Here is a 22,949-nt window from a genome sequence, read left to right as displayed (position 1 = left end):
CAAAAAGTTTACTTATTGCTACCAAGGTTCTCGTTAAAAACGGATAAGACGTTAAATTCGATAGAAATAACAAAATTAACGAGTTTTTTTTCTTTGACAAGAAAGTTAGTTGCAAAGCGTGCAGAGTCACGCAGTTTTTTTATGTTTGATGAGTTTTTAGCGGAAAATCGCGCAGGTTGTCGCCTGCGCGGAGGAGAGTTAAGACTTTTTAGCGTAATAAATTGAGAATTTTTTCGTCTTATTTAGCGTCTCGCAATTATTGAAAGCGCTTTCAATAATTGGCGGATACTTCAAGAAACTGTTTGCCACGATAATCATTTCCCCTTGTCTTTGAAGGTATCGTGGTGCATCACCAAGTAAGCTTTCTGCGGCATTGTAATTTGTATCCAGGCCACTATGAAAAGGCGGATTACTGATGATAAATCGGTAGTCGTTTGCCGTATCTGAATAAATATCAGAAGCAAACACTTTACCTTCTAATTCATTAGCTTGCAGTGTTGCTTGGCTGGAGGTAATGGCATAGGCGTTGATATCGCACATTTCAATATCTATTTCAGGGTTGGCTTTCGCCATAAATGCGCCAAGCACGCCCGCACCGCAACCAAAATCGAGAACTTTACCGGACAATGGCGGTAAGGTTTCCAATAACAGCTGGCTACCTAAGTCGAATTCACCATGGCTGAATACCCCAGGTAAGCTTTTCACTAGCAGTGATTGGTTGCCTAAGCTGACAGTGTAGGATTTAAACCAGTCGATCTGATTAAATGGAGCAGGTTCGTTTACGCATTGACCCCAGTAAAAAGAGCAGCGACGGGCGGAATCGTATTTGTTGATCGGGCCGTAGTCTTTGAACATCTGTTCGATACTTTTTACACCAGAGCGGTTTTCTCCAACGACCACGATTTCAGTATCGACACCAAGTTTCGCCATGAGCATTGCCAGTAAGTATTCGGCTTCTGCTTTAGCTTTAGGCCAGTAAAGTAACACCATGTCTGCTTGGGTATCGACGTTATACTCTGAACCAAAGTGGCTTTTGATCTTGTCAGATGTACGAATTTGACGGTAATAGCTGTAGTTAGAAGTAAAAACTTCAACAGACTCACAGTAGGAGGCCAGCTCAATAGGGAATAGGTCTTCAACTTCACCTGCGACTAAAACATGCTTTCCATTGAAGTATTCCAGCTGGCGTTGCGCTATTTGACTTGGAGCGATATAAGCAGACATAAATTTTGTTCGTCAGAAATAATTAGGGCCAGATTTTCTCACAATCTGGCCCAAGCTTGAAGTCATTAACGAGTAACTAGCTGTTGTCTTGATCGTTAAGGAAGTCTTTAAATTCCTCTTCATAGATATTAAATAGCACCATAGTGATAGCAAAAATCAGCGGGCCATAAATCAGGCCGATGAGTCCAAACAGTTGCAGACCACCCAATAGTGAGAAGAAAATCATTAAGGTGTTCATGCCAGAACTGCCTTGCATCAGCAGTGGGCGCAATAAATTATCAATTGAGCCAACAATAACCACACTCCATGCTGTCAGGAAAATTGCCCAAGTTGTATCACCTGTTAGGAAAAGGTAGCCCGCTGCTGGTATCCAGATTAAAGCGGTACCCACAACAGGAATGAACGAGGCAAAGCCCATCATAGTACCCCAGAATAGTCCCGGGAAACCGGCGAGCCACATGCCAATCCCACCAGCCATACCTTGTGCTATTGCGGTAAGAAATGATCCCATTACTGCGGACTTTGATACCTGCTCAATTTCGGTCAGAATTTTGTCTTCCTGACTACGTGAGAGGGGAAGTATATGTCGAATGGCGGAAATTATTTTGTCGTGATCGCGCAACAAAAAGAACAGGACAAACAGCATCAGGAAGAAGTCCATTAAGAAGTTTGTCGCATCACCAAGTATTTTTGCGCTGATGGTGACTAAGTTTGAACCAAATGATGTAGCGAACTGGGCAATTTTTTCCGCAATGGCTTTTGGCTCTACTGTATCGAATGGTAAGTACTCATTCACCAACGCTAAAGCCTTGACAACTAAAGGGTGCTGGAAAATATCCTGAATTCCGCCATTCGTTACCCACTTATAAGTATTTTGTGAAAATAAGGAGCCTTGCTGAACGATAGCAGCAAAAACAAACAGAAGCGGAATCACAATAATAAAGGTCAGAACCACACAAGAGAGTAACGAAGCCATGTTCCTATGCTTTGGTATCTTTTGCTCAAACCATTCGTGTATAGGGAACATGAGTAATGAAATGATGAATGCCATTACGATCGAGTTGATGTAAGGTTCGACTAATAAGTAGCAAGCAAAAGCAGCGGCGAGCAGAGCGACCATTAGAACGCGATGACTCGACGTGATTTTCACATTGTTTGGCATAAGATAAGTCCAAATTACGGATGATATTTACGGTTTCTAGCTTATAACACGGGCTGTGAACCTTTATTACGGTATGTGCTCGCGGTCTTATAACACCGTGCAATTAGAGCCTAGTAGCATACCTTGTTATAATGACGACAAATCAGTCGGTTATCAATCAGGAGATGTAAAATGGGTTGTTGTAATAGTGACAAGTCGTGTCAAAACGAGAAAAAAACCAAGCGCACTCCGTGGTTAGGTATTGTGGTTGGTGTACTTGTTGTCTTAGTTATTTTGAATTGGCGGTAAAAAAGGACCATGAAGGTCCTTTTGAGATTTGTCGTTACTGCCTTTGCTTAATTATTGTGCTTCAGCAGCCAGCGTTGCAAAACAGCGGTCTGCTGCTTCTAGCGTGGCATCGATTTCTTTTGAACCGTGAGCGAGAGATGTAAAGCTTGCTTCAAATGCTGAAGGTGCAAGGTAAACGCCGTGATCAAGCATAAGGTGGAAGAATCGTTTAAAGCGTTCAACGTCGCACTTTGTCACGTCTTCGTAGCAAGTTACGCTATCTTGATCGGTGAAGAAGAAGCCGAACATGCCACCCACTTGGTTTACCACCAACGGAATACCATGTTTTTCCGCCAGAGATTTAAAACCATCTGCTAGCTGCTTAGTTTTTGAAGCCAGACGTTTTTCATTGCCTTCTTCTTTAAGAAGACTCAAACAAGCAAAGCCTGCTGCCATCGCTACTGGGTTACCAGATAGAGTACCTGCTTGATATACAGGACCTGTTGGTGCGACATATTGCATTACTTCTTTACGACCACCGAAAGCACCAACTGGCATACCGCCACCAATCACTTTACCTAATGTTGTTAGGTCTGGTTTGATGTTGTAGTGTGCCTGAGCGCCGCCAAGGGCGACACGGAAGCCTGTCATTACTTCATCAAAAATCAGTAGAGCACCTTCTTGATCACAGATTTCACGCAGGCCTTCATGGAAGCCTTCTACTGGCGGAATACAGTTCATGTTGCCAGCTACAGGCTCAACGATGATACAAGCAATTTCACCTTTGTTTGCAGCAAATAGCTCGCGAACTGAGTCCAAATCGTTGAATGTTGCAGTTAGTGTATGTTTAGCAAAATCTGCTGGAACACCCGGAGAGCTTGGTTGGCCCAGAGTCAACGCGCCAGAGCCTGCTTTTACTAGCAAGCTATCAGCGTGACCATGGTAACAACCTTCGAATTTCATGATTTTGTCGCGGCCAGTGAAACCACGAGCAAGGCGAATCGCACTCATGGTTGCTTCGGTACCAGAGCTAACCATGCGTAGTTGTTCCATTGATGGTACAAGTTCAGAAACCAGTTCTGCCATTGAAATTTCTAGCTCAGTTGGCGCACCAAAGCTAAGGCCGCGTTGTGCAGCGTCGATCACGGCTTCACGAATTACAGCGTGGTTGTGACCAAGGATCATTGGCCCCCAAGAACCGACGTAATCAATATACGCCTTACCATCGGCATCAAAAATCAGAGCACCGTCTGCTCGTTCGATAAATAGCGGAGAACCGCCTACGCCGTTGAATGCACGAACAGGTGAGTTTACACCGCCTGGAATGGTTTTCTGGGCTTTGTCATACAGTTCTGATGATTTGGTCATGGGGTTATCCTCTTTTGATTGCTCGGACCAAGTGGTGCGCATTGTACCTAGCTATAATCAACTTAGAAACGTTTTGCTTAATTTATGTGTTGTTTCGCAATGTAATTTTAACTATCCGATATAAAGAATCGGCGGTGAATACTTGAACGAGTTGGTCAGGTATTAGATAATCGTATCCAATAAGCACAAATTTGACGTCTTGCTTCAGGCTCGACGCATTACACGAGTGAGAGAGGTTTTTCGTGAGCGAAGTAAACGTACCATTATCTTTTTCCGATGCTGCAGCATCTCGCGTTAAAGCGCTGATTGCAGAAGAAGAAAACCCAGCATTGAAACTGCGCGTATACATCACTGGTGGTGGCTGTAGCGGTTTCCAATACGGTTTCACTTTCGATGAGAACGTAAATGATGGTGATACAACCATCGTAAATAGTGGCGTAACACTGGTTGTTGACCCAATGAGCTTACAATATCTTATTGGCGGCATCGTGGATTACACTGAGGGGTTGGAGGGAGCACGCTTCTTCGTAAATAACCCGAATGCAACGACCACTTGTGGTTGTGGTGCATCATTTAGCGTTTAATATCCCGTATAAGTTATTCATAAGGCTGCATTTTTGCAGCCTTTGTTTTATGTATTGATGAATTTCCTGAAATTGCGACGTAGTTAAGAATCCAAGCCGCTATTATTTTCTTTTTAGAAAGTTAATTCGTATCATAAATTATTCGACTAAGATTGATTTGTATATTGAATTAATTCTCGCAACATTACTTATTGCAAGAGATTATTATGGCTAGCTTCCCCTTTACGCGATTTTTCGCTGAACGACCTTATATCGTGTCGTTGCTCATTATTTTATTAATGTCTGCTTGGTTAGGACTTGGCTCACTTCAAGCCGACGATGTGTCACCACAGCGTGCATCGCAAGATATTCCTCTGGCAAAAGTCTCCTACCAAACATTTACCGCACAAAATACCTATAAAACGATCGAGTTGTACGGCCGTACCGCACCAGACAGACAGGCTAATCTAGGTGCGGAGATTGCCGGTAAGATCATTGCGCTTAAGGTTGAAAAAGGCGAGTCGGTTAAGCAAGGACAAGTGATAGCGCAAATTGATAAAGGCGATCTCGATATCCAATTGGAGCGTGCGCATGCACTACTCAAAGTCCGTGAAAAGGAATTCAACGCGGCAAAATCTTTAAAAAATAAAGGACTACAAGGGGAGGTCGCATTTAGTAATGCAGAAGCTTCTTTAGTAGAGGCTCGAGCGCAAGTCACCAACGCTAAGATTGCGTTGAGAAATACCAATGTCATCGCACCGTTCAGCGGTATTCTCGATCATCTATTTATCGAAGTGGGTGATTTTGTCGGTGTTGGCGATCCGGTTGCGACGATTATTGATCTCACTCACTTGGTGATTGAGGCGGACGTCAGTGAGCGCCACATTCAGGACTTGTCATTAAATCAGCCTGCAAAAGTTAAGTTTATTTCTGGTGACACGGTTGAAGGCACGGTGAGTTATGTTTCACGGGTGTCCTCACCAGCGACTAACACTTTCCCAATTGAAATCCGACTACCAAATCCTCAACAGTTGATTCCCGCAGGGATAAGCACCGAGGTTGATTTAAACCTCAAACAACAATTAGCGATCAAGTTAACTCCAGCGATGCTGGCACTCGATGAAGCCGGTATTTTAGGTGTCAAAGTACTAGAAAATAAAAAAGTAAAATTTATCCCCATTCAATTGGTTAAAGCAGAACAAGATGGTGTTTGGCTGACAGGGCTGGGGGATAGAGCCGACATTATCACCACAGGTCAGGGTTTTGTACGTGACGGTGATGACGTGATTGCCGTTAAGCAAGAATTGTAAGTGGGGTTGATATGTTACGTTTGATCGACGCCGCTTTATCTCGCGCACGTACGATGATGGTACTGCTGGTCTTTGTTCTGATTTCTGGCGTGCTTACCTATCTGACGATTCCGAAAGAATCGAGCCCTGATATCACCATTCCAATTATCTATGTTTCTGTTAGCCACCAAGGTATCTCACCTACCGATGCAGAACGCTTGCTCGTGCGTCCGATAGAGCAGGAGTTGCGTTCTATCGAAGGGGTTAAAGATATGACCGCAACCGCATCTGAAGGGCATGCGTCGGTAGTGCTAGAGTTCAGCGTAGGCGTCGACCTTGATCGAGCTATGGCAGAAGTGCGTGATGCGGTTGACTTGGCAAAGCCTAAATTGCCTGCCGATAGTGATGAGCCTACCGTCAATGAAGTCACTTTAGCGTCTGAAGAAGCAGCTTTGTCGGTGGTGCTTTACGGAACCGTTCCAGAAAGAACCATTGTACATCTTGCGCGCCAATTAAGAGACAAGCTGGAAAGCTACAGACAGATCCTGGAAGTGGATATCGCGGGTGACCGAGAAGACATCGTTGAGATCATCGTCGATCCGTTGTTGATGGAAAGTTATGGTCTAGATCAGGCGAGTATCTATAACTTGATCGCGTTAAACAACCGTGTGGTGGCGGCGGGGTTTGTTGATACTGGTTACGGCCGATTTTCGGTCAAAGTACCGTCGGTGTTTGAGACGCTAAAAGATGTGCTTGAGTTGCCGGTTAAAGTCGATGGTAAACAAGTCATTACCTTTGGAGATGTGGCGACGGTAAGACGTGCATTCCGTGATCCGGAAAGCTATGCACGTTTGGATGGTAAGTCCGCGATTGTGCTCGATGTTAAAAAGCGTGCGGGCGAAAACATCATCGAGACCGTAGATCTAATCAAAGCGGTGATGGCCGAAGCTCAAAATCAAGAGCAATGGCCGGATAACCTGCTGGTGAAATACACGAGAGACCAGTCAGATGATGTCAAGATGATGCTCAACGACCTACAGAACAACATCTTGTCGGCGATCATCTTAGTCGTAATTGTGATTATTGCGATTCTTGGTGTTCGCACAGCGCTACTGGTCGGTATTTCGATTCCTGGTTCATTCCTCACAGGCTTGCTGGTGCTCTCCGTGTTTGGCCTGACCGTGAACATTATCGTCTTGTTCTCGCTGATAATGGCGGTCGGTATGCTGGTCGATGGGGCGATAGTGGTCACCGAGTTTGCCGATCGTCGCATGCAGGAAGGAGCGCCGCGTAAAGAAGCTTATCGAGATGCTGCAAAGCGCATGGCTTGGCCGATCACGGCTTCGACAGCGACGACGTTGGCAGCCTTTGCTCCGCTATTATTCTGGCCGGATGTTACTGGCGAGTTTATGAAGTATCTTCCGCTGACATTGATCGCGACGTTGGCCGCTTCGTTGGCGATGGCACTGTTATTCGTACCAGTGCTCGGTAGCCTTATCGGTAAACCTCAAAATGTATCGCCTATCCAACACGAGAAAATGCTGGCTCTGCATGAAGGCGATTATGACAAAGCTACGGGTATTACTAAGCTGTATTACCAGACGCTGAATGTTGCGTTGCGTCACCCGTTAAAGATCTTGCTGAGTGCTATCTTACTCTCGGTCGGCGTTGGTTTTACTTACGTTAAAGCGGGACTAGGTGCAGAGTTTTTCCCTGAAGTCGACCCACCATTTTTTACGGTTAAAGTGCGCTCGTACGGTGATTTATCTATCGATGAGAAAGACCAAATCATGCGCGATGTTGAATCGGTGATGTTGGGGCATGATGAGTTTGAAAGTATTTACACCAAAACAGGTGGCGATGATGAGATTGGTTTAATCCAGATCACGCCTGTGGATTGGCAGTATCGTCGTAAGGTGAAAGCCATTATCGATGAACTGAAACAAACCACAGACCAGTATGCTGGGGTGGAAATTGAGTACAAGTTTCCGGAGGCGGGTCCACCAACTGAGCACGACTTGGTTATTGAAATGTCTGGTTCAACGCTCAGTGGCTTAGACGAAGGCGCGAAAATCGTTCGTCATTGGGCGGATGCTTACCCTGCATTTACCAATATCAGTGATAACTCAAGCAAAGACGGTATTGACTGGCAGATCGATATTCGCCGTGATGATGCCGCTCGCTTCTTAGCAGATGCGACATTAGTTGGTAACACAGTGCAGTTTGTTACCAACGGCTTAAAGTTGGGAGATTATCTGCCGGATGACTCCTCAGAGGAAGTCGATATATTAGTGCGCTACCCAGAGGATAAGCGTGATATTGGCCGCTTTGATCAGTTGCGGGTTAAAACCGCTGCTGGACTGGTTCCGATCACCAATTTCGCCAGCATTATTCCTGAACATAAACAGGATACGATCCGTCGTGTCGATGGGCATAGAGTGATCAGCGTGTTTGCAGACATTAGAGAAGGTTACAACCTGGCGCTTGAACTGCCTAAAGTTGAAGAAGCGCTCAAAGAGTTAACCTTGCCTGAGGGAGTCGAGTTTAAAATCCGAGGTCAGAACGAAGAGCAGGAAAATTCCTCTGCTTTCTTACTCAACGCATTTATCGTGGCGCTGGTTGGTATGGCTCTGATCTTAATTACTCAGTTCAACAGTTTCTACCAAGCGTTTCTTATTCTGAGTGCGGTATTGTTTTCGACAGTTGGCGTTTTTGCGGGCTTGTTGATATTCCAGAAACCTTTCGGTGTGATTATGTCGGGTATTGGCGTGATTGCATTAGCGGGCATTGTAGTGAACAACAACATCGTCTTAATTGATACGTACAATCAGCTGCGTAAACGAGGGTTGGATAAGCGTGATGCGATCCTAAGAACAGGTGTGCAGCGTCTGCGCCCGGTATTACTTACAACGATCACGACGATTCTTGGCCTGCTGCCAATGGTGCTGGAGATGAACATCGATTTGATTAATCAGAAAATCGAATTCGGTGCGCCAAGTACCCAGTGGTGGTCTCAGTTAGCAACCGCTGTTTCAGGTGGGCTTGCATTTGCTACATTGCTGACGCTGGTGTTAACTCCCTGCCTGCTTATGCTAGGCAAAGAGCACTTATCTGATGAGGTGACGAGTTCAGAGGAAGAGGCGACATAAATCGCCTCTTTCCCTGTTCGAGCCGCTTACTTCATGGTTAGAAGCTCGCTGTATCGGTCGAGCTTAGCCATGTTGATTTTTGCATTGGCTAAGAAGGTTTGTCTTGCTTGCCCAGTTAACGATTTTGATTGAGGTAAATTAACCGTGCGTGGGTTTTTGTGCACGCCGTTAACCAGGAACTCATAGTGTAAGTGAGGGCCGGTCACTCGGCCTGTACCACCTAACGTACCAATGGTTTGACCCTGCTTAACACGCTGACCGGTTTTAACGGTACGTTTGGTTAGGTGCAAATACTTGGTAATGTAGGTATTACTGTGTTTGATGAACACGTAGTTACCATTAAATTTGTTGTATGACGATTTCTGTACCACACCATCACCTGCAGCCCAAATTGGCGTACCCACTGGAGCTGCATAGTCTGTGCCTCGGTGAGGACGAACTTTACCCGTGACAGGGTGCAGACGGCGAGGGTTGAAGTTTGAGCTTACACGACGGAAGTCCAATGGTGCGCGTAAAAACGCTTTCTTCATTGCTCGACCATTTTCATCGTAATACTTACCTGATTTTTCATCCAGAATCGCAGTGAAGGTATCCCCCTGGTTTTTGAACACGGCCGCGATGATTTTACCGCGTCCAATCACTTCCCCTTCGACAACCTCTTCCTGATACAGGACTCTGAACGTGTCGTTCTTACGAATATCTAATGCAAAGTCGATATCCCAGCCGAAAATTCCCGCTAACTCCATGATTTGGTTCGCGTTTAAGCCTGAAGAAATGCCTGCATTCCAGAAGTTAGATTTGATGGTTGCTTCGGCAAAGTTGTATTGATAATCGACCTCTTTTTTGTCGATTTCAGAGACGTATTTGCCATCTTGTAGCTTGATTCGGAAGGTTTCGAATGCGCTCAAGGTGCGTCGTAATTGAACTAAGTTATTGTTTTCATCGAAGCCGAATTGCAGCCTGTCGCCAGGTCGAAGACGGGTTAGCTGCTGTTCCACTTCTTTATCTGAGGAAACCAGCTCATGCAGAATGCGCGCTGATAGACCGACACGGCTAAAGAGAATGGCCGCACTTTCACCATTTTTAACTTTGTAGGTCTCCCAGCGTAAAACCGAGGAAGTAGACGATGTCCCGTTTAATGTCGTCAATTCCATAGAAATTGGCACAGGATAATATTGCCCCACTTTTAAGCGGCTTTGCTGAGGGTTAAGTTCTTGCGGATCGGGTAAAAAGAATAGTGCGAAGATGATTAGCGCACTAAAAAAACCGATCAATACTTTGTGCAAGAGTGGAAGTCGGACAAAAATCGAATGCATGACGTACTTGTTTGCTAAATTAAACATAAAAAATGACAACTACCTAGTCTAACGTGTTTCAAAATGCATCGCTATTCAAGTAATATGTCCAGCTATTATATTTTGCCAAATCTGTGGGAGTGAACAAGAATGGCGAGCATTGAAGCTGCACTAGCCGAGATTAAGCGCGGTGTTGAAGAGCTGATTCCAGAAGAAGAGCTGATCGCAAAACTAAAAGAAGGTCGTCCTCTACGTATTAAGTTGGGCGCGGATCCAACGGCACCTGACATCCACCTGGGCCATACGGTTATTTTCAATAAGCTTCGCTTGTTCCAAGAGTTAGGCCATGAAGTGACGTTCCTGATTGGTGACTTTACTGCAATGGTTGGTGACCCGACAGGTAAAAACTCAACTCGTCCACCACTTAGCCGTGAAGACGTACTGCGTAATGCAGAAACGTACAAAGAGCAGGTGTTTAAGATTCTAGACCCAGCAAAAACTAAGATCCAATTTAACTCAGAGTGGCTATCTGAACTTGGTGCTGAAGGCATGATTCGCTTGGCAGCTAACCAGACAGTTGCTCGAATGCTAGAACGCGATGATTTCAAAAAGCGTTATACTGGCGGCCAGCCAATCGCTATTCACGAGTTCATGTACCCATTACTGCAAGGTTGGGACTCAGTGGCAATGGAAACCGATGTTGAGCTCGGCGGTACCGACCAGAAGTTCAACTTGCTAATGGGTCGTGAGCTACAAAAATCTCACGGTCAGAAGCCTCAGGTTGTACTAATGATGCCTCTTCTTGTTGGTCTGGACGGCGAGAAGAAGATGTCTAAGTCTGCGAACAACTACATTGGTATCAGCGAAGCACCAAGTGAAATGTTCGGTAAAATTATGTCGATCTCTGATGATTTGATGTGGAGTTACTACGAACTTCTGTCTTTCCGTCCGCTGGAAGAGGTTGCTCAGTTTAAGGCTGATGTTGAAGCTGGTAAGAACCCTCGTGACATCAAAGTACTGCTTGCGAAAGAAATCATTGCACGTTTCCACAGTGAAGCTGACGCTGATGCGGCGGAGCAAGAGTTTGTTAACCGTTTTGCTAAAAACCAAATCCCTGATGAAATGCCAGAATTTGAGTTCGAAGCAGGTCGTCCGGTAAGCAACCTACTGAAAGAAGCGGGTTTATGCCCATCATCTTCAGACGCGATGCGCATGGTTAAACAGGGCGCGGCTAAGATTGACGGTGAGAAAGTGGCAGACAGCAAATTCACACCAGAAGCAGGCACTTACGTATTCCAAGTTGGTAAACGTAAATTCGCTCGTATTACGATTCAGTAATTATTAACTGAGCAAAATGAAAGCGCCGAATAGGGCGCTTTTTTTGTTTAAAACAATCGCAAAATATTAACAAAGCCAGACTGTAAAAAGTGAGTAACTTTGCTACCATACGCTCGCTGCTAACAATGGCAGCGTTATCGGAGATTTACATGAACAATACCGACCATCCTCCCAGTTGTTGGGTGAGTAAGATTAAGGGAGCGAAATAACCCGCTTCGGTATTGGCGATCTCCGCCTTACCTGAGTGGTGAGGCATCTTTTCAAGTTTCTTCTTATTATTTCCTTCATAAATTCTGAATAGACTGTGCGATTGTGAGCGTGATTGCGCGTATCCTGATTTACCTGTATCGGTAAAGGATGAGCTGAGTCATTTTTGCATGCGTAGTTGATGGTCGTTACCAATGCCAATCGGGAGATTCGCCATGACGGTAATGAACAACACTTTTATTGAAACAACACCAAACTTCTCTGCAGTCGAAATTGGTGCGGCTCGCAATGCGTTTTTGCAGTACGAGCGAGATAAGCAACTGCAGTTACTCTCTATCATGCCTATTGATGAGGCGGTGGGGATTTTACAACACTGTTCCGTTGCTTATGTGAACAGCCTTATTGCTCAGTTAGAGCAAGCGGGGCATGACAAGCGTGCTCGTCATTATGCGCACCAATTGGGTTTGCATATTTCTGAAGTGGATACGCCAGATGGTTATTTGTCTGCTGGCGTATTTGAGCATGTGAAGCAACGTATTGGCTGGATAATTGCGCTTGCTTTACTCGGTATCGTATCGGGATTGATCATCGCTCAATATGAAGATACGTTGAGCCAACTGGTTTTACTTGCAGTCTATATGCCTGTTATTGCTGCTGCTGGCGGCAATACTGGCACACAGGCTGCAACCTTGGTTATTCGGGCTCTCGCAACAGGAGAGCTGAAAAAACGCCAGTGGTTAGCGGTACTTTGGAAAGAAAGCCGAGTCGCGTTATGTCTCGCTCTAGCCATCGCTATTGTGATGGTCGGCCGAATTTTGCTGTTTAGTGGCGGACAACCTAATGGCGGATTTGATTTGGTAGACATAGCATTAGCGATCGCTGTGGCTCTGTTTATCCAAGTAACAATTTCGACCACGCTTGGTGGTCTACTGCCTATCATAGCGCGAGCATGCAATTTGGACCCTGCCGTGTTGGTGAGCCCCGTGCTTGCTTCAATCGTCGATATATCAGGGATGTGGATTTACTTCACGGTAGTGAACTACTTCTTAGGCATCGCCTGACTAAAGTTCACAACATCGCTATAAAATAACTTTTCAAAGCTAGTAATAGGGGCGACAGCAGGCTTGCTTCCGTCCCTTTTTTCTGGGAAGTAATCAGAGACAAACTGAACAAAGATAGTATTCGGCTTGCCGTTTTTATCTAGCCCATATCCCGCCATATTGTAAGTCCCATATAACGAACCACTTTTGGCGATCAGTTGTCCTTTAATCGGTGCATTACGCATGCTTTGTCGATACTGAAGCGTACCCGATTCCCCTGACTTTGGCATTATTGCAATAAGGTTGAGCTGTTTCTCATTCTTCCAGATGTAGCGCAGTATCTCTGCCATTTTGGTTGCGGATATTCGATTGTTTCTCGAAAGCCCAGACCCATCTTCCAGGCGTGCTTGTCGAATGTCGACCCCCGTATTCGCGAAGATGATTTGTTTTATGGCTTCAGTTCCATTGACAAAACTGCCGGGTTGAACAAAAAACTTCGCGCCAAGTGTTTTAGTCAGCGTATCGGCGATCAGGTTGTCTGAGCGTTTTAGCATCTGATCCAGTAAAACAGACAATGGCTGAGACTGATGCAGTGCGAATAGTTTACGCTGTTTCTTAGGGGCGGAACCTACCTTTATTCTGCCTTTAAGTTCAATATTGAGTTGAGCAAGCAGCGTTGCGATCTTTTTGCTGGTATACATTTCAGGGTCTTGGACCGCGAATTTCAGAGGTAACGGCTTTTCTCTCGCGACGAGACAGCCATTTAACTCATAACGATTGTCAGGGTTGGGCAGAAGGTCTAAATCACAGTGACGACTTTTCTGAACGGCCCTTGTTACCGTTTCTACAGAGCTTTTTACATGGATTGGTTGATGTTCGGGAACAAACACCCGAGTTCCACCATCTTTTTGAGTGTAAATGGATGCTTGTACACAATTTTTATTTAGTGTGATGGCGGACGCTGGAGCGCTATAACACACACCAAGAATATCCCATGGCCATCCGACTGCGCGGTTATAACCAGTAAACACGCTGTTATCGAGCCACAAGTCACCTTCAATGCGTTTTAAGCCATTCTTTTTCGCGAGGGTTAGAAGATCTTTTAAGTCTTTTGTTTGTAAAGTTGGATCGCCAACAAAGGTGATCACTGCATCTGATTTAGAGGCTTCTAGTTTAGTACGAAATCTAAAGCTATCACCCAGTTCCAACTTGGCAGCTAAAGCGGTCACTATCTTGAGCGTGCTGGCTGGTGGAAATAGCTGCTCGGTAGGGTGAATACCAGAAAGCTCTGCATTATCAGTGAGTTTTTCAGCAACCAGACTAATCCGTGCGCCTTCAGGTAGCACCTCTTGATGTGGGTATGCTTGTGTGGCTAACGGACATAGCAGTGAAAGGAAAAATAGGGACCAACGTAAACGCATAGAGACACTTTCTGACGTGAGTTATGTAGTTGAGTATATCCAAGTTCCCCCAAGATGCTAGGTGAAGGAGAAATGGTTTTCTCATCAATTATTAATGAGACAATAATAAGGAAATGAAGGACACGGTTTGTTAACTGACGATAAAAAAATGCCCGCAAGATGCGGGCATTGAGGATTCAAGTCTAAGACTGGAATTAGAAGTCGTAACGTAGACCTAGGGCTAGCTCGTCTTCTGCGTCGATCTTAGTTGCTGTTGTTTTAGTACCAGTAGAACCAAACTTGTCGCCAGAGTCGATTAGGTTAAAGTTGTATGAAACGTAACCGCGGAAGTTAGGCTTGAAGTAGTACGACGCGTCAAGAGCGATGTTGTCTGCAGAAGTTTCGTCGTTTGTCTCTGCGTTGTTGTACGATGTTGTGAACACAGTTTGACCAACAGTGTAAGCACCTGCTAGTTCGTAACCTGTGTAGTCAACCGTACCTGCAAAATCGTCAGTCATCTTCTCACCGTCTGTGAATACACCTGCGAAGTATAGATCGCCCATAGTGTAAGATGCTGCAAGCATGTACTCGTTAGCTTCGTCTTGATCTGCGTAACCAGCACCTAGCTCAAGGCCAGTGTTTGCTACTGCGTAGATTGCAGATAGAGAGTAACCGTCTTGGTCGTTGTCTGAGAAGTCACCGTTAGCGTTTTCTACACGGTCTGCGAAGCGGTAGCTTGCTTTAACGCTTAGGTTCTCGAATTGACCTTTGTAAGACATCATGTTGTCTGCACGGTCAGCCACTGCTAGTTTGTCAGCTGCTGAGTTACCGTGGTAAGCCATGATATCTGTGAAATCTGTGATAACGCCTAGCGCACCTTCGTTTTTACCGTAAGAGAACTCACCCCAAGCGCCGCCTAGACCAGCGTATGCAAGACGAGTGTCTAGAGAGTCTTCACCGCTGATGTCTTTGCCATCTTCGTCAAAGTCAGCAGTAGTAAACTCACCTTCCCAGAAGCCAACGCCGTATAGGTTGTCACTTACTTGCTGTTTGCCAAGGAAGTTTAGACGGATGCGAGAGTTGTCTTGAGCGTCGCCGTCTTTCATAGATAGACGTGCTTCAGCGCGGCCACCCATTTCTAGAGAAGTGCCATCTTGGTTGTAAAGTTCCGCTGCGTTTACGCCAGTTGCCATTGCTGCTGCAGATACAGAAAGAGCAATTAGAGTCTTTTTCATCTTATTTGTCCTAGTTAGCTGTCCATAATTCATTGTTGTATGGGGGAGAGGTTCTCTCTCAGAAGCTATTGGTCTCAAAGAAGTACCTAGTACACGAAGACATCGCGCTGGTAAGTCTTTGATTGAACAACTTGCTGGACACGTTTTACCGCTAAAGTTTCATGGTGAGTTAGTAAAATGATATAAATTTGGATAGTGAACACTGTTCGATTGCTTTGATTGTTGCTTTATATTTATGATATTTAAGTGATTTTTGTTTTTATCTGATTGTTGAGAGTTGATTAGATTTTATGTTTTTTGAGGTTTTTTCTTTAATGAACTGTGTTGTTTTTCAATAAATTGCAATAATAATTAAACTAAAGAGTGACGAGCATCATTATGCGCGGGTTGCATAGCGACACTCGATATCGAATTAGGGTGATTTCGCCCCTGAGTTTGTTTAAACTAGATAAAACACATCTTCAAACGCACTACCCAGTCAACAGACAGGGTAGGGTTTTTTTGTCCAAAATAGACTTGGGCATGAGGTTATATAATGGAAAAAGTTCCAATGACACTACGTGGCGAACAGATGCTACGTGAAGAATTAGATCGTCTACTTAAGCTACGCCCTCAAATCTCAGCAGCGATTGCAGAAGCTCGTGAGCTAGGCGATTTAAAAGAGAATGCTGAATACCACGCCGCTCGTGAAGAGCAGGGTATTTGTGAAGCGCAGATCCGCGATATCGAATACAAGCTGTCTGTCGCACAGGTTATTGATGTCACTAAGATGGAAAACACAGGTAAAGTGATTTTTGGCACAACTGTGACTTTGATTGATGTCGATACTGACGAAGAAAAAACCTACCAAATTGTTGGCGATGATGAAGCTGACATCAAAGCGGGTCGTATTTCTGTTAGCTCCCCAATTGCTCGTGGCTTGATTGGCAAAATGGAAGGTGACGAGGTGGTTATCGAAACCCCGGGTGGCGCAAAAGATTTTGAAATTGACCGAGTTGAGTATCTGTAATTACAAAGCATCACTCTGTCTATAAACATAAAAAGGTCGCCATTGGCGACCTTTTCTTCAGCAACGTAAGTAGTGATTACTTACGAGGGATTTCGATTTTACGCTCTTCAGATTGGCGGTACAGTACAAGTACTTTACCGATAGTCTGAACTTTTTCTGCGCCCGTCTCACGTACGATAGCGTCGATGATTAGCTGTTTTGTCTCACGATCTTCTGAAGCAACTTTTACTTTGATCAGTTCGTGATGGTTTAGAGCGATTTCAATTTCTGCTAGCACGGCTTCTGTAAGTCCATTTGCGCCCATTAGCACAACAGGTTTTAAACTGTGAGCCAGGCCTTTTAGGTGCTGCTTTTGTTTGGTGCTTAGGTTCATTACGCGGCCAATTTTCTTTAAAATAAGGGTTGAAAAAAGCTATTTTAACGCCATCTATTGCTGAAGACTATAATTTATTGAGTAATAGGTTGCGCCTATTAAAACAATAGCTCCTATTTGTGCCTTGTTAGGATTAAAATGAGTAAACAAAAACATTCGGCGAGTTCTGGTCGTTGGTTGAAAGAACACTTTGATGATAAATACGCGAACGAAGCTCGTAAAAAAGGTTACCGTTCACGTGCTTATTTCAAAATTGATGAAATACAAACCAAAGATAAGTTGTTAAAACCAGGTATGACTGTGGTCGATTTGGGTGCAGCTCCAGGTGGTTGGTCCCAGTATGCTGCTAAAATAGTAGGAGATAGTGGACAAATTATTGCGTGTGATTTGTTACCAATGGATCCGATTGCTGGTGTAAGCTTTTTACAAGGTGACTTTCGTGATGATGCGGTATTAGACGCTTTGTTAGAAAGAATCCAGCCATCGATGGTAGATGTAGTAATGTCTGATATGGCACCTAACATTGCTGGCAATAACTCGGTCGATCAACCTAGAGCTATGTATTTAGTTGAATTGGCCTTAGATATGTGTCGACAAGTTCTAGCGCCTAATGGTAGCTTTGTTGTTAAAGTTTTCCAGGGTGAAGGCTTCGATCAGTACGTGAAAGAAGTCCGAGACATGTTTAAAGTCGTAAAAGTCAGAAAACCAGACTCATCGCGAGCTCGCTCTCGAGAGGTCTTTGTAGTAGCCACTGGTTACAAAGGTTAACCATTTTGCTCTACTAAGAGCGTGTTAACACTATGGCTACAGTTAATGAACTGTAGTACCCTACCTTTAATTACAATTAGTTATCGAGAGGCTTACACCTTGAGTGACATGGCAAAAAATTTAATTCTGTGGCTTGTTATCGCTGTCGTATTGATGTCGGTATTCCAGAGCTTTGGCCCTGGAGAAAGTAATGGCAGAACCGTGGATTACACCACGTTTGTACAGGAAGTTGGCCAAGGCCAGATTCAAGAAGCAACTTTTAAAGACGGTGAGATTAGCTTTGTTCGTCGTGGCGGTGGTGCCAAAATGGTCACTTACATGCCAGTGTATGACCAAAAGCTTCTTGATGATCTAATTAACCAAAACGTGAAAGTGCAAGGTACGCCTCCTGAAGAGCAAAGCTTGCTCGGCACTATCTTTATTTCTTGGTTCCCAATGATCTTACTGATTGGTGTATGGATTTTCTTCATGCGTCAAATGCAAGGTGGCGGCGGCAAAGGCGCCATGTCTTTCGGTAAGAGCAAAGCTCGAATGATGAGCGAAGAACAGATCAAAACCACGTTTGCAGATGTTGCAGGCTGTGATGAAGCGAAAGAAGATGTAAAAGAACTGGTTGATTACCTACGTGATCCAAGCCGTTTCCAGAAGCTGGGTGGTAAGATCCCAACTGGTGTTTTGATGGTTGGTCCTCCAGGTACTGGTAAAACATTGCTTGCTAAAGCGATTGCTGGTGAAGCGAAAGTACCATTCTTTACTATTTCAGGTTCTGATTTCGTAGAAATGTTTGTTGGTGTTGGTGCATCTCGTGTGCGTGACATGTTCGAACAAGCGAAGAAAGCAGCGCCTTGTATTATCTTCATTGATGAGATTGATGCGGTAGGTCGTCAGCGTGGTGCTGGTGTAGGTGGTGGTCACGATGAACGTGAACAGACACTGAACCAAATGCTGGTTGAAATGGATGGCTTTGAAGGCAACGAAGGTATTATCGTTATCGCTGCTACTAACCGTCCAGACGTTCTTGACCCTGCATTGCTACGTCCTGGTCGCTTTGACCGTCAAGTAGTCGTAGGTCTACCAGACGTACGTGGTCGTGAGCAGATTCTTAAAGTTCACATGCGTAAAGTACCTCTAGCGGGTGATGTAGAGCCTTCTCTAATTGCACGTGGTACACCAGGCTTCTCAGGTGCTGACTTAGCAAACCTAGTTAACGAAGCGGCGCTATTTGCTGCTCGTGGCAACAAACGCAACGTATCTATGGTTGAGTTTGAGCTGGCGAAAGACAAAATCATGATGGGTGCAGAACGTCGCTCTATGGTTATGTCGGAAGAGACAAAAGCTTCAACAGCCTATCACGAAGCAGGTCACGCGATTGTTGGTCGTTTAGTTCCTGAGCATGATCCGGTTTATAAGGTATCGATTATTCCTCGTGGTCGTGCATTAGGTGTGACAATGTACCTGCCAGAGCAAGACCGTGTAAGTATGTCTCGCCAGCATCTAGAATCGATGATTTCTAGCTTGTACGGCGGCCGTCTTGCGGAAGAGTTGATTTACGGTGCGGATAAAGTATCAACAGGTGCTTCTAACGACATCGAACGTGCAACAGATATTGCTCGTAAAATGGTAACGCAATGGGGCTTCTCGGAAAAACTTGGTCCTCTACTGTATGCAGAAGATGAAGGTGAAGTGTTCCTAGGCCGTAGCGTAACTCAGACAAAACATATGTCTGATGACACAGCTAAGCTAATCGATGACGAAGTTCGCCAAATTATCGATCGCAACTACGACCGAGCGAAAAAGATTTTGCAAGACAACATGGATATCATGCATGCGATGAAAGACGCGCTAATGAAGTATGAAACCATTGACGCGCACCAAATCGACGACCTAATGGAACGTAAGGCTGAGATTCGTGAACCTGCTGGCTGGGGGGATAACCCTTCAAACAAACCTCAGGTTGATGATAAACCGCAAGCTGCGCCTGCAGCAAAAGAGGAAGAGAAAAAGGCTGATGCAGATAATGATGCAGAGCAGTCTACTTCCCAAGAAGCGGCTTCAGCTGACGCACCAGAAAAGAAAGATTCTGAATAACTATTGTTGATATTGATAAACCCCGAGTTCGCTCGGGGTTTTTGTATTTATTATGATTATTAAAGTAAAAAACAAATCTCTGGACCTTTCTCGTCCACACGTAATGGCCATTCTCAACGTCACGCCAGATTCCTTCTCTGATGGAGGCAAGTTCAATTCTCTAGATTCAGCGCTTGCACGCGTTGAGAAAATGATAAAAGCAGGCGTCAGCATTATTGATGTTGGCGGTGAGTCGACCCGACCGGGAGCTCCGGAAGTCACGTTGGAAGATGAACTGGAGCGAGTTATTCCAGTCGTTAGGGCTATCAGAGCACACTACCCAGACGTGTGGATATCAGTTGATACCAGTAAAGCAGAAGTGATTCGTCAGTCTGTTGAAGCTGGTGCGGATCTTATCAATGACATTCGTTCTTTGACTGAGCCTGGTGCATTGGAAGTGGCTGCAAAAGCGAATGTACCGGTGTGCATCATGCATATGAAAGGCCAGCCGAAAACCATGCAACAGAACCCGCAATATGATGATCTCATGCAGGAAGTGGAGCAGTTCCTGGTGGAGCGAATGGCAGTGTGCGAAGCCGCAGGTATCGCGCGAGAAAATATCATTCTCGATCCTGGTTTTGGCTTTGGCAAAACCATAGAACACAATTACCATATGCTGGCTCATCTTGAGAAGTTTCATAAATTTGGCTTGCCAATCTTGGCAGGCTTGTCTCGTAAATCGATGATTTTTAAACTGTTGGATAAGCCTGCGGCAGAGTGCACAAACGCCAGTGTGGTTTGTGCCACGATTGCAGCGATGAAAGGTGCACAGATCATTCGAGTACACGACTTTGAAGAAACGCTTGAAGCGATGAAAGTTGTTGAGATGACGAAAAACAATATTTAAAAAATAACAAAGGAAAGTTTATGTCTGATAAAAGACGTTACTTTGGTACAGATGGTGTGCGTGGCAAAGTTGGACAATATCCAATCACTCCCGATTTCGTACTGAAACTTGGCTGGGCGGCAGGTCGCGTATTGGCGAAACAAGGCACAAAAAAAGTAATTATTGGTAAAGATACTCGCATATCTGGTTACATGCTGGAGTCTGCACTAGAAGCGGGTTTGGCTGCGGCTGGTCTTAAAGCAACCTTTACCGGACCAATGCCAACCCCAGCGGTTGCCTATTTAACACAAACATTCCGAGCAGAAGCTGGGATTGTGATCTCGGCATCTCACAACCCTTACTACGATAACGGCATCAAGTTTTTCTCTTCTGAAGGCACTAAATTGCCAGATGATATTGAACTTGCTATCGAAGCGGAATTGGACAAAGAGATTGAATGTGTCGAATCGGCTGAGCTGGGTAAAGCAACACGCCTAAACGATGCAGCGGGTCGCTACATTGAGTTTTGTAAAAGTACTTTTCCTTCAATACTAAGCTTAGCGAGCCTTAAAATTGTGGTTGACTGTGCACACGGCGCAACTTACCACATCGCTCCAAATGTCTTTAAAGAGCTGGGTGCTGAAGTGATTGCGATGGGCGTTGAGCCTAATGGTACCAATATCAACGATCAAGTTGGTGCGACTGATGTACGTGCACTTCAAAAACGTGTAGTAGAAGAACAAGCTCACCTTGGCCTTGCCTTTGATGGTGACGGCGACCGAATCATCATGGTTGATCACTTGGGTAATAAAGTCGATGGCGACCAGATTGCCTACATCATCGCAAGAGATGCGCTACGTCGCGGTGAACTAAAAGGTGGTGTCGTTGGTACGCTGATGACTAACTTGGGCATGGAAAATGGCCTGAAGCAGTTAGGTATTCCATTTGTTCGTGCTGCGGTAGGCGATCGCTACGTGATGGAGCAATTGCTTGCAAAAGGTTGGAAGATCGGTGCTGAAAACTCAGGCCACGTTATCTTGTTGGACAAAGTCACCACCGGTGATGCTATTGTTGCTGCATTACAAGTTCTTGCTTCGATTGTCGGCAGTGACATGTCGTTACACGATCTTTCTCAAGGCATGACGTTGTACCCGCAAGTGCTGGAAAACGTTCGTTTCTCTGGCGATGCTAACCCATTAGAAGCAAAAGCAGTATTGGATTCTGTTGCCGAAGTGGAAGCTGAACTTGGCGATAAAGGTCGAGTATTGCTGCGTAAATCAGGTACTGAGCCTCTTATCCGTGTCATGGTAGAAGGCGAAGATGCAGAACTTGTCCAGAGCTCAGCGCTTAAAATTGCTGACGCGGTAAAAGCAAGTTTTTAATCATTGCTTTAACCGATAGCATATAAAGGAAAGGGCGTTTTTTGCCCTTTTTTTGAGCGTTCGGCTCAATGGCGTTGTTTTTTTACTAATTTCCCCTTGTCAGCGTTAATGGCTTTCGCTAGTATTGCACCGCCTCCCGTTAGGAGGTCGCTAGCCTTGTTCATTTAATAAGATTCATTATTTTTGGGCGGCGCTGGCTCAACAATTTGGAACATAGGTGGAAAAAATGTTTACAGTTCTACTTGTGATTTACCTGTTGGCGGCGCTTGGTGTGATTGGCCTTGTGTTGATTCAACAAGGTAAAGGCGCAGATATGGGAGCCTCGTTCGGTGCTGGTGCTTCAAACACAGTGTTTGGTGCTAGCGGCTCAGGTAATTTCTTAACCCGAACAACTGCTATTTTAGCAACCGTATTTTTTGTCATTAGCTTGCTACTTGGTCGTATGTCTACGCACAAGACTGAGTCACAATGGGTAGACCCAACGTTAGGTCAGCCAGTTGTTGAACAAGTTAAGGACGCAGCGAGTGAAGTGCCAGCACCAGCTGGTGATGAAATTCCTCAATAAGCTGCAAGGTTTTGATGCCGAGATGGTGAAATTGGTAGACACGCTAGCATGAGGTGCTAGTGCCTTTGGTGTGAGGGTTCGAGTCCCTCTCTCGGCACCATGTATTTACAAACTTGTAAATCACTTGTTTGCGAGTATAATGCTCAGCAAGTCGGACGCGGGGTGGAGCAGCTTGGTAGCTCGTCGGGCTCATAACCCGAAGGTCGTCGGTTCAAATCCGGCCCCCGCAACCAATCTCTTTCTTTGAATAAGAAATCGAGGGTTGGCAAGTTTGCGTAGTACTAACCACACTACGAGTTAAGGATAGCATTTTTATCTATTCTTAACGTATCAGGGTCCAGCAGCATAAAACCCCGACTATC

Annotated in this window: 18 protein-coding genes and 2 tRNA genes; 13 read left to right on the top strand and 7 right to left on the bottom strand. The window is 45.0% G+C overall.

Annotated elements, in window-relative coordinates:
- Nucleotides 1-198: 198 nt before the first annotated feature.
- From rsmC to hemL, 3 genes are all read right to left on the bottom strand, one after another.
- Nucleotides 199-1,224 carry a 16S rRNA (guanine(1207)-N(2))-methyltransferase RsmC gene (gene rsmC, locus DBX26_RS12090; protein WP_118119313.1) on the bottom strand — a complete coding sequence of 342 codons (1,026 nt, stop codon included), beginning with the start codon at nucleotides 1,222-1,224 and terminating at the stop codon, nucleotides 199-201.
- Nucleotides 1,225-1,300: 76 nt separating this feature from the next.
- Nucleotides 1,301-2,386: an AI-2E family transporter gene (locus DBX26_RS12085; RefSeq protein WP_065297340.1), complete on the bottom strand. Its 1,086-nt coding sequence runs from the start codon at nucleotides 2,384-2,386 to the stop codon at nucleotides 1,301-1,303.
- Nucleotides 2,387-2,725: 339 nt separating this feature from the next.
- Nucleotides 2,726-4,021, bottom strand: coding sequence for a glutamate-1-semialdehyde 2,1-aminomutase (hemL, locus tag DBX26_RS12080; protein WP_014232904.1), 1,296 nt, complete (start codon nucleotides 4,019-4,021; stop codon nucleotides 2,726-2,728).
- 242 nt (nucleotides 4,022-4,263) lie between these two features.
- Here hemL and erpA point away from each other — a divergent pair, with 242 nt between their 5' ends.
- From erpA to DBX26_RS12065, 3 genes are all read left to right on the top strand, one after another.
- On the top strand, nucleotides 4,264-4,605 hold the full coding sequence (gene erpA, locus DBX26_RS12075; protein WP_014232903.1) for an iron-sulfur cluster insertion protein ErpA: 342 nt from the start codon (nucleotides 4,264-4,266) through the stop codon (nucleotides 4,603-4,605).
- Nucleotides 4,606-4,811: 206 nt separating this feature from the next.
- On the top strand, nucleotides 4,812-5,894 hold the full coding sequence (locus DBX26_RS12070) for an efflux RND transporter periplasmic adaptor subunit (RefSeq protein ID WP_118119311.1): 1,083 nt from the start codon (nucleotides 4,812-4,814) through the stop codon (nucleotides 5,892-5,894).
- Between the two features lie 11 nt (nucleotides 5,895-5,905).
- Nucleotides 5,906-9,022 (top strand): efflux RND transporter permease subunit, encoded by a 3,117-nt coding sequence (locus tag DBX26_RS12065; RefSeq protein ID WP_118119309.1) that lies wholly within the window; start codon nucleotides 5,906-5,908, stop codon nucleotides 9,020-9,022.
- Between the two features lie 26 nt (nucleotides 9,023-9,048).
- Here the strand turns inward: DBX26_RS12065 and DBX26_RS12060 are convergent, their stop codons facing one another.
- Nucleotides 9,049-10,338, bottom strand: coding sequence for a peptidoglycan DD-metalloendopeptidase family protein (locus DBX26_RS12060; RefSeq protein WP_014232900.1), 1,290 nt, complete (start codon nucleotides 10,336-10,338; stop codon nucleotides 9,049-9,051).
- A 129-nt stretch (nucleotides 10,339-10,467) separates the two neighbouring features.
- Here DBX26_RS12060 and tyrS point away from each other — a divergent pair, with 129 nt between their 5' ends.
- Nucleotides 10,468-11,655 carry a tyrosine--tRNA ligase gene (tyrS, locus tag DBX26_RS12055; protein ID WP_014232899.1) on the top strand — a complete coding sequence of 396 codons (1,188 nt, stop codon included), beginning with the start codon at nucleotides 10,468-10,470 and terminating at the stop codon, nucleotides 11,653-11,655.
- 422 nt (nucleotides 11,656-12,077) lie between these two features.
- Nucleotides 12,078-12,923 (top strand): magnesium transporter, encoded by an 846-nt coding sequence (locus tag DBX26_RS12050; RefSeq protein WP_014232897.1) that lies wholly within the window; start codon nucleotides 12,078-12,080, stop codon nucleotides 12,921-12,923.
- Here the strand turns inward: DBX26_RS12050 and dacB are convergent.
- Both dacB and DBX26_RS12040 read right to left on the bottom strand, forming a co-directional pair.
- On the bottom strand, nucleotides 12,902-14,323 hold the full coding sequence (gene dacB, locus DBX26_RS12045; protein ID WP_014232896.1) for a serine-type D-Ala-D-Ala carboxypeptidase: 1,422 nt from the start codon (nucleotides 14,321-14,323) through the stop codon (nucleotides 12,902-12,904). The genes DBX26_RS12050 and dacB overlap by 22 nt on opposite strands.
- 194 nt (nucleotides 14,324-14,517) lie before the next feature.
- On the bottom strand, nucleotides 14,518-15,537 hold the full coding sequence (locus DBX26_RS12040; protein ID WP_014232895.1) for a porin: 1,020 nt from the start codon (nucleotides 15,535-15,537) through the stop codon (nucleotides 14,518-14,520).
- 535 nt (nucleotides 15,538-16,072) lie between these two features.
- Between DBX26_RS12040 and greA the strand changes: the two genes are divergently transcribed.
- Nucleotides 16,073-16,546: a transcription elongation factor GreA gene (gene greA, locus DBX26_RS12035; RefSeq protein ID WP_014232894.1), complete on the top strand. Its 474-nt coding sequence runs from the start codon at nucleotides 16,073-16,075 to the stop codon at nucleotides 16,544-16,546.
- Nucleotides 16,547-16,622: 76 nt separating this feature from the next.
- On the opposite strand, the gene yhbY is transcribed toward greA, so the two are convergent.
- Nucleotides 16,623-16,919, bottom strand: coding sequence for a ribosome assembly RNA-binding protein YhbY (gene yhbY, locus DBX26_RS12030; protein WP_005380066.1), 297 nt, complete (start codon nucleotides 16,917-16,919; stop codon nucleotides 16,623-16,625).
- A gap of 138 nt (nucleotides 16,920-17,057) precedes the next feature.
- Here yhbY and rlmE point away from each other — a divergent pair, with 138 nt between their 5' ends.
- The 7 genes from rlmE to DBX26_RS11995 all read left to right on the top strand — a co-directional run bounded on the left by rlmE (nucleotide 17,058) and on the right by DBX26_RS11995 (nucleotide 22,820).
- A complete protein-coding gene (rlmE, locus tag DBX26_RS12025; protein ID WP_014232893.1) occupies nucleotides 17,058-17,687 on the top strand; it encodes a 23S rRNA (uridine(2552)-2'-O)-methyltransferase RlmE in 630 nt (209 codons plus the stop codon).
- A gap of 108 nt (nucleotides 17,688-17,795) precedes the next feature.
- A complete protein-coding gene (gene ftsH, locus DBX26_RS12020) occupies nucleotides 17,796-19,775 on the top strand; it encodes an ATP-dependent zinc metalloprotease FtsH (protein ID WP_162889699.1) in 1,980 nt (659 codons plus the stop codon).
- 52 nt (nucleotides 19,776-19,827) lie between these two features.
- Nucleotides 19,828-20,661: a dihydropteroate synthase gene (folP, locus tag DBX26_RS12015; RefSeq protein WP_065302837.1), complete on the top strand. Its 834-nt coding sequence runs from the start codon at nucleotides 19,828-19,830 to the stop codon at nucleotides 20,659-20,661.
- 20 nt (nucleotides 20,662-20,681) lie between these two features.
- Entirely contained in the window at nucleotides 20,682-22,022 is a 1,341-nt protein-coding gene (glmM, locus tag DBX26_RS12010; RefSeq protein WP_118119307.1) for a phosphoglucosamine mutase, read from the top strand.
- Nucleotides 22,023-22,248: 226 nt separating this feature from the next.
- A complete protein-coding gene (secG, locus tag DBX26_RS12005) occupies nucleotides 22,249-22,587 on the top strand; it encodes a preprotein translocase subunit SecG (RefSeq protein ID WP_014232888.1) in 339 nt (112 codons plus the stop codon).
- Between the two features lie 16 nt (nucleotides 22,588-22,603).
- Nucleotides 22,604-22,687 (top strand) — tRNA-Leu (locus tag DBX26_RS12000).
- Nucleotides 22,688-22,743: 56 nt separating this feature from the next.
- Nucleotides 22,744-22,820: transfer RNA gene (locus DBX26_RS11995), tRNA-Met, on the top strand.
- Nucleotides 22,821-22,949: the final 129 nt, after the last annotated feature.

Source organism: Vibrio sp. dhg, from assembly GCF_003443775.1.
Taxonomy (GTDB): Bacteria; Pseudomonadota; Gammaproteobacteria; order Enterobacterales; family Vibrionaceae; genus Vibrio; species Vibrio natriegens.
This window is presented reverse-complemented; position numbering and strand designations above follow the sequence as displayed.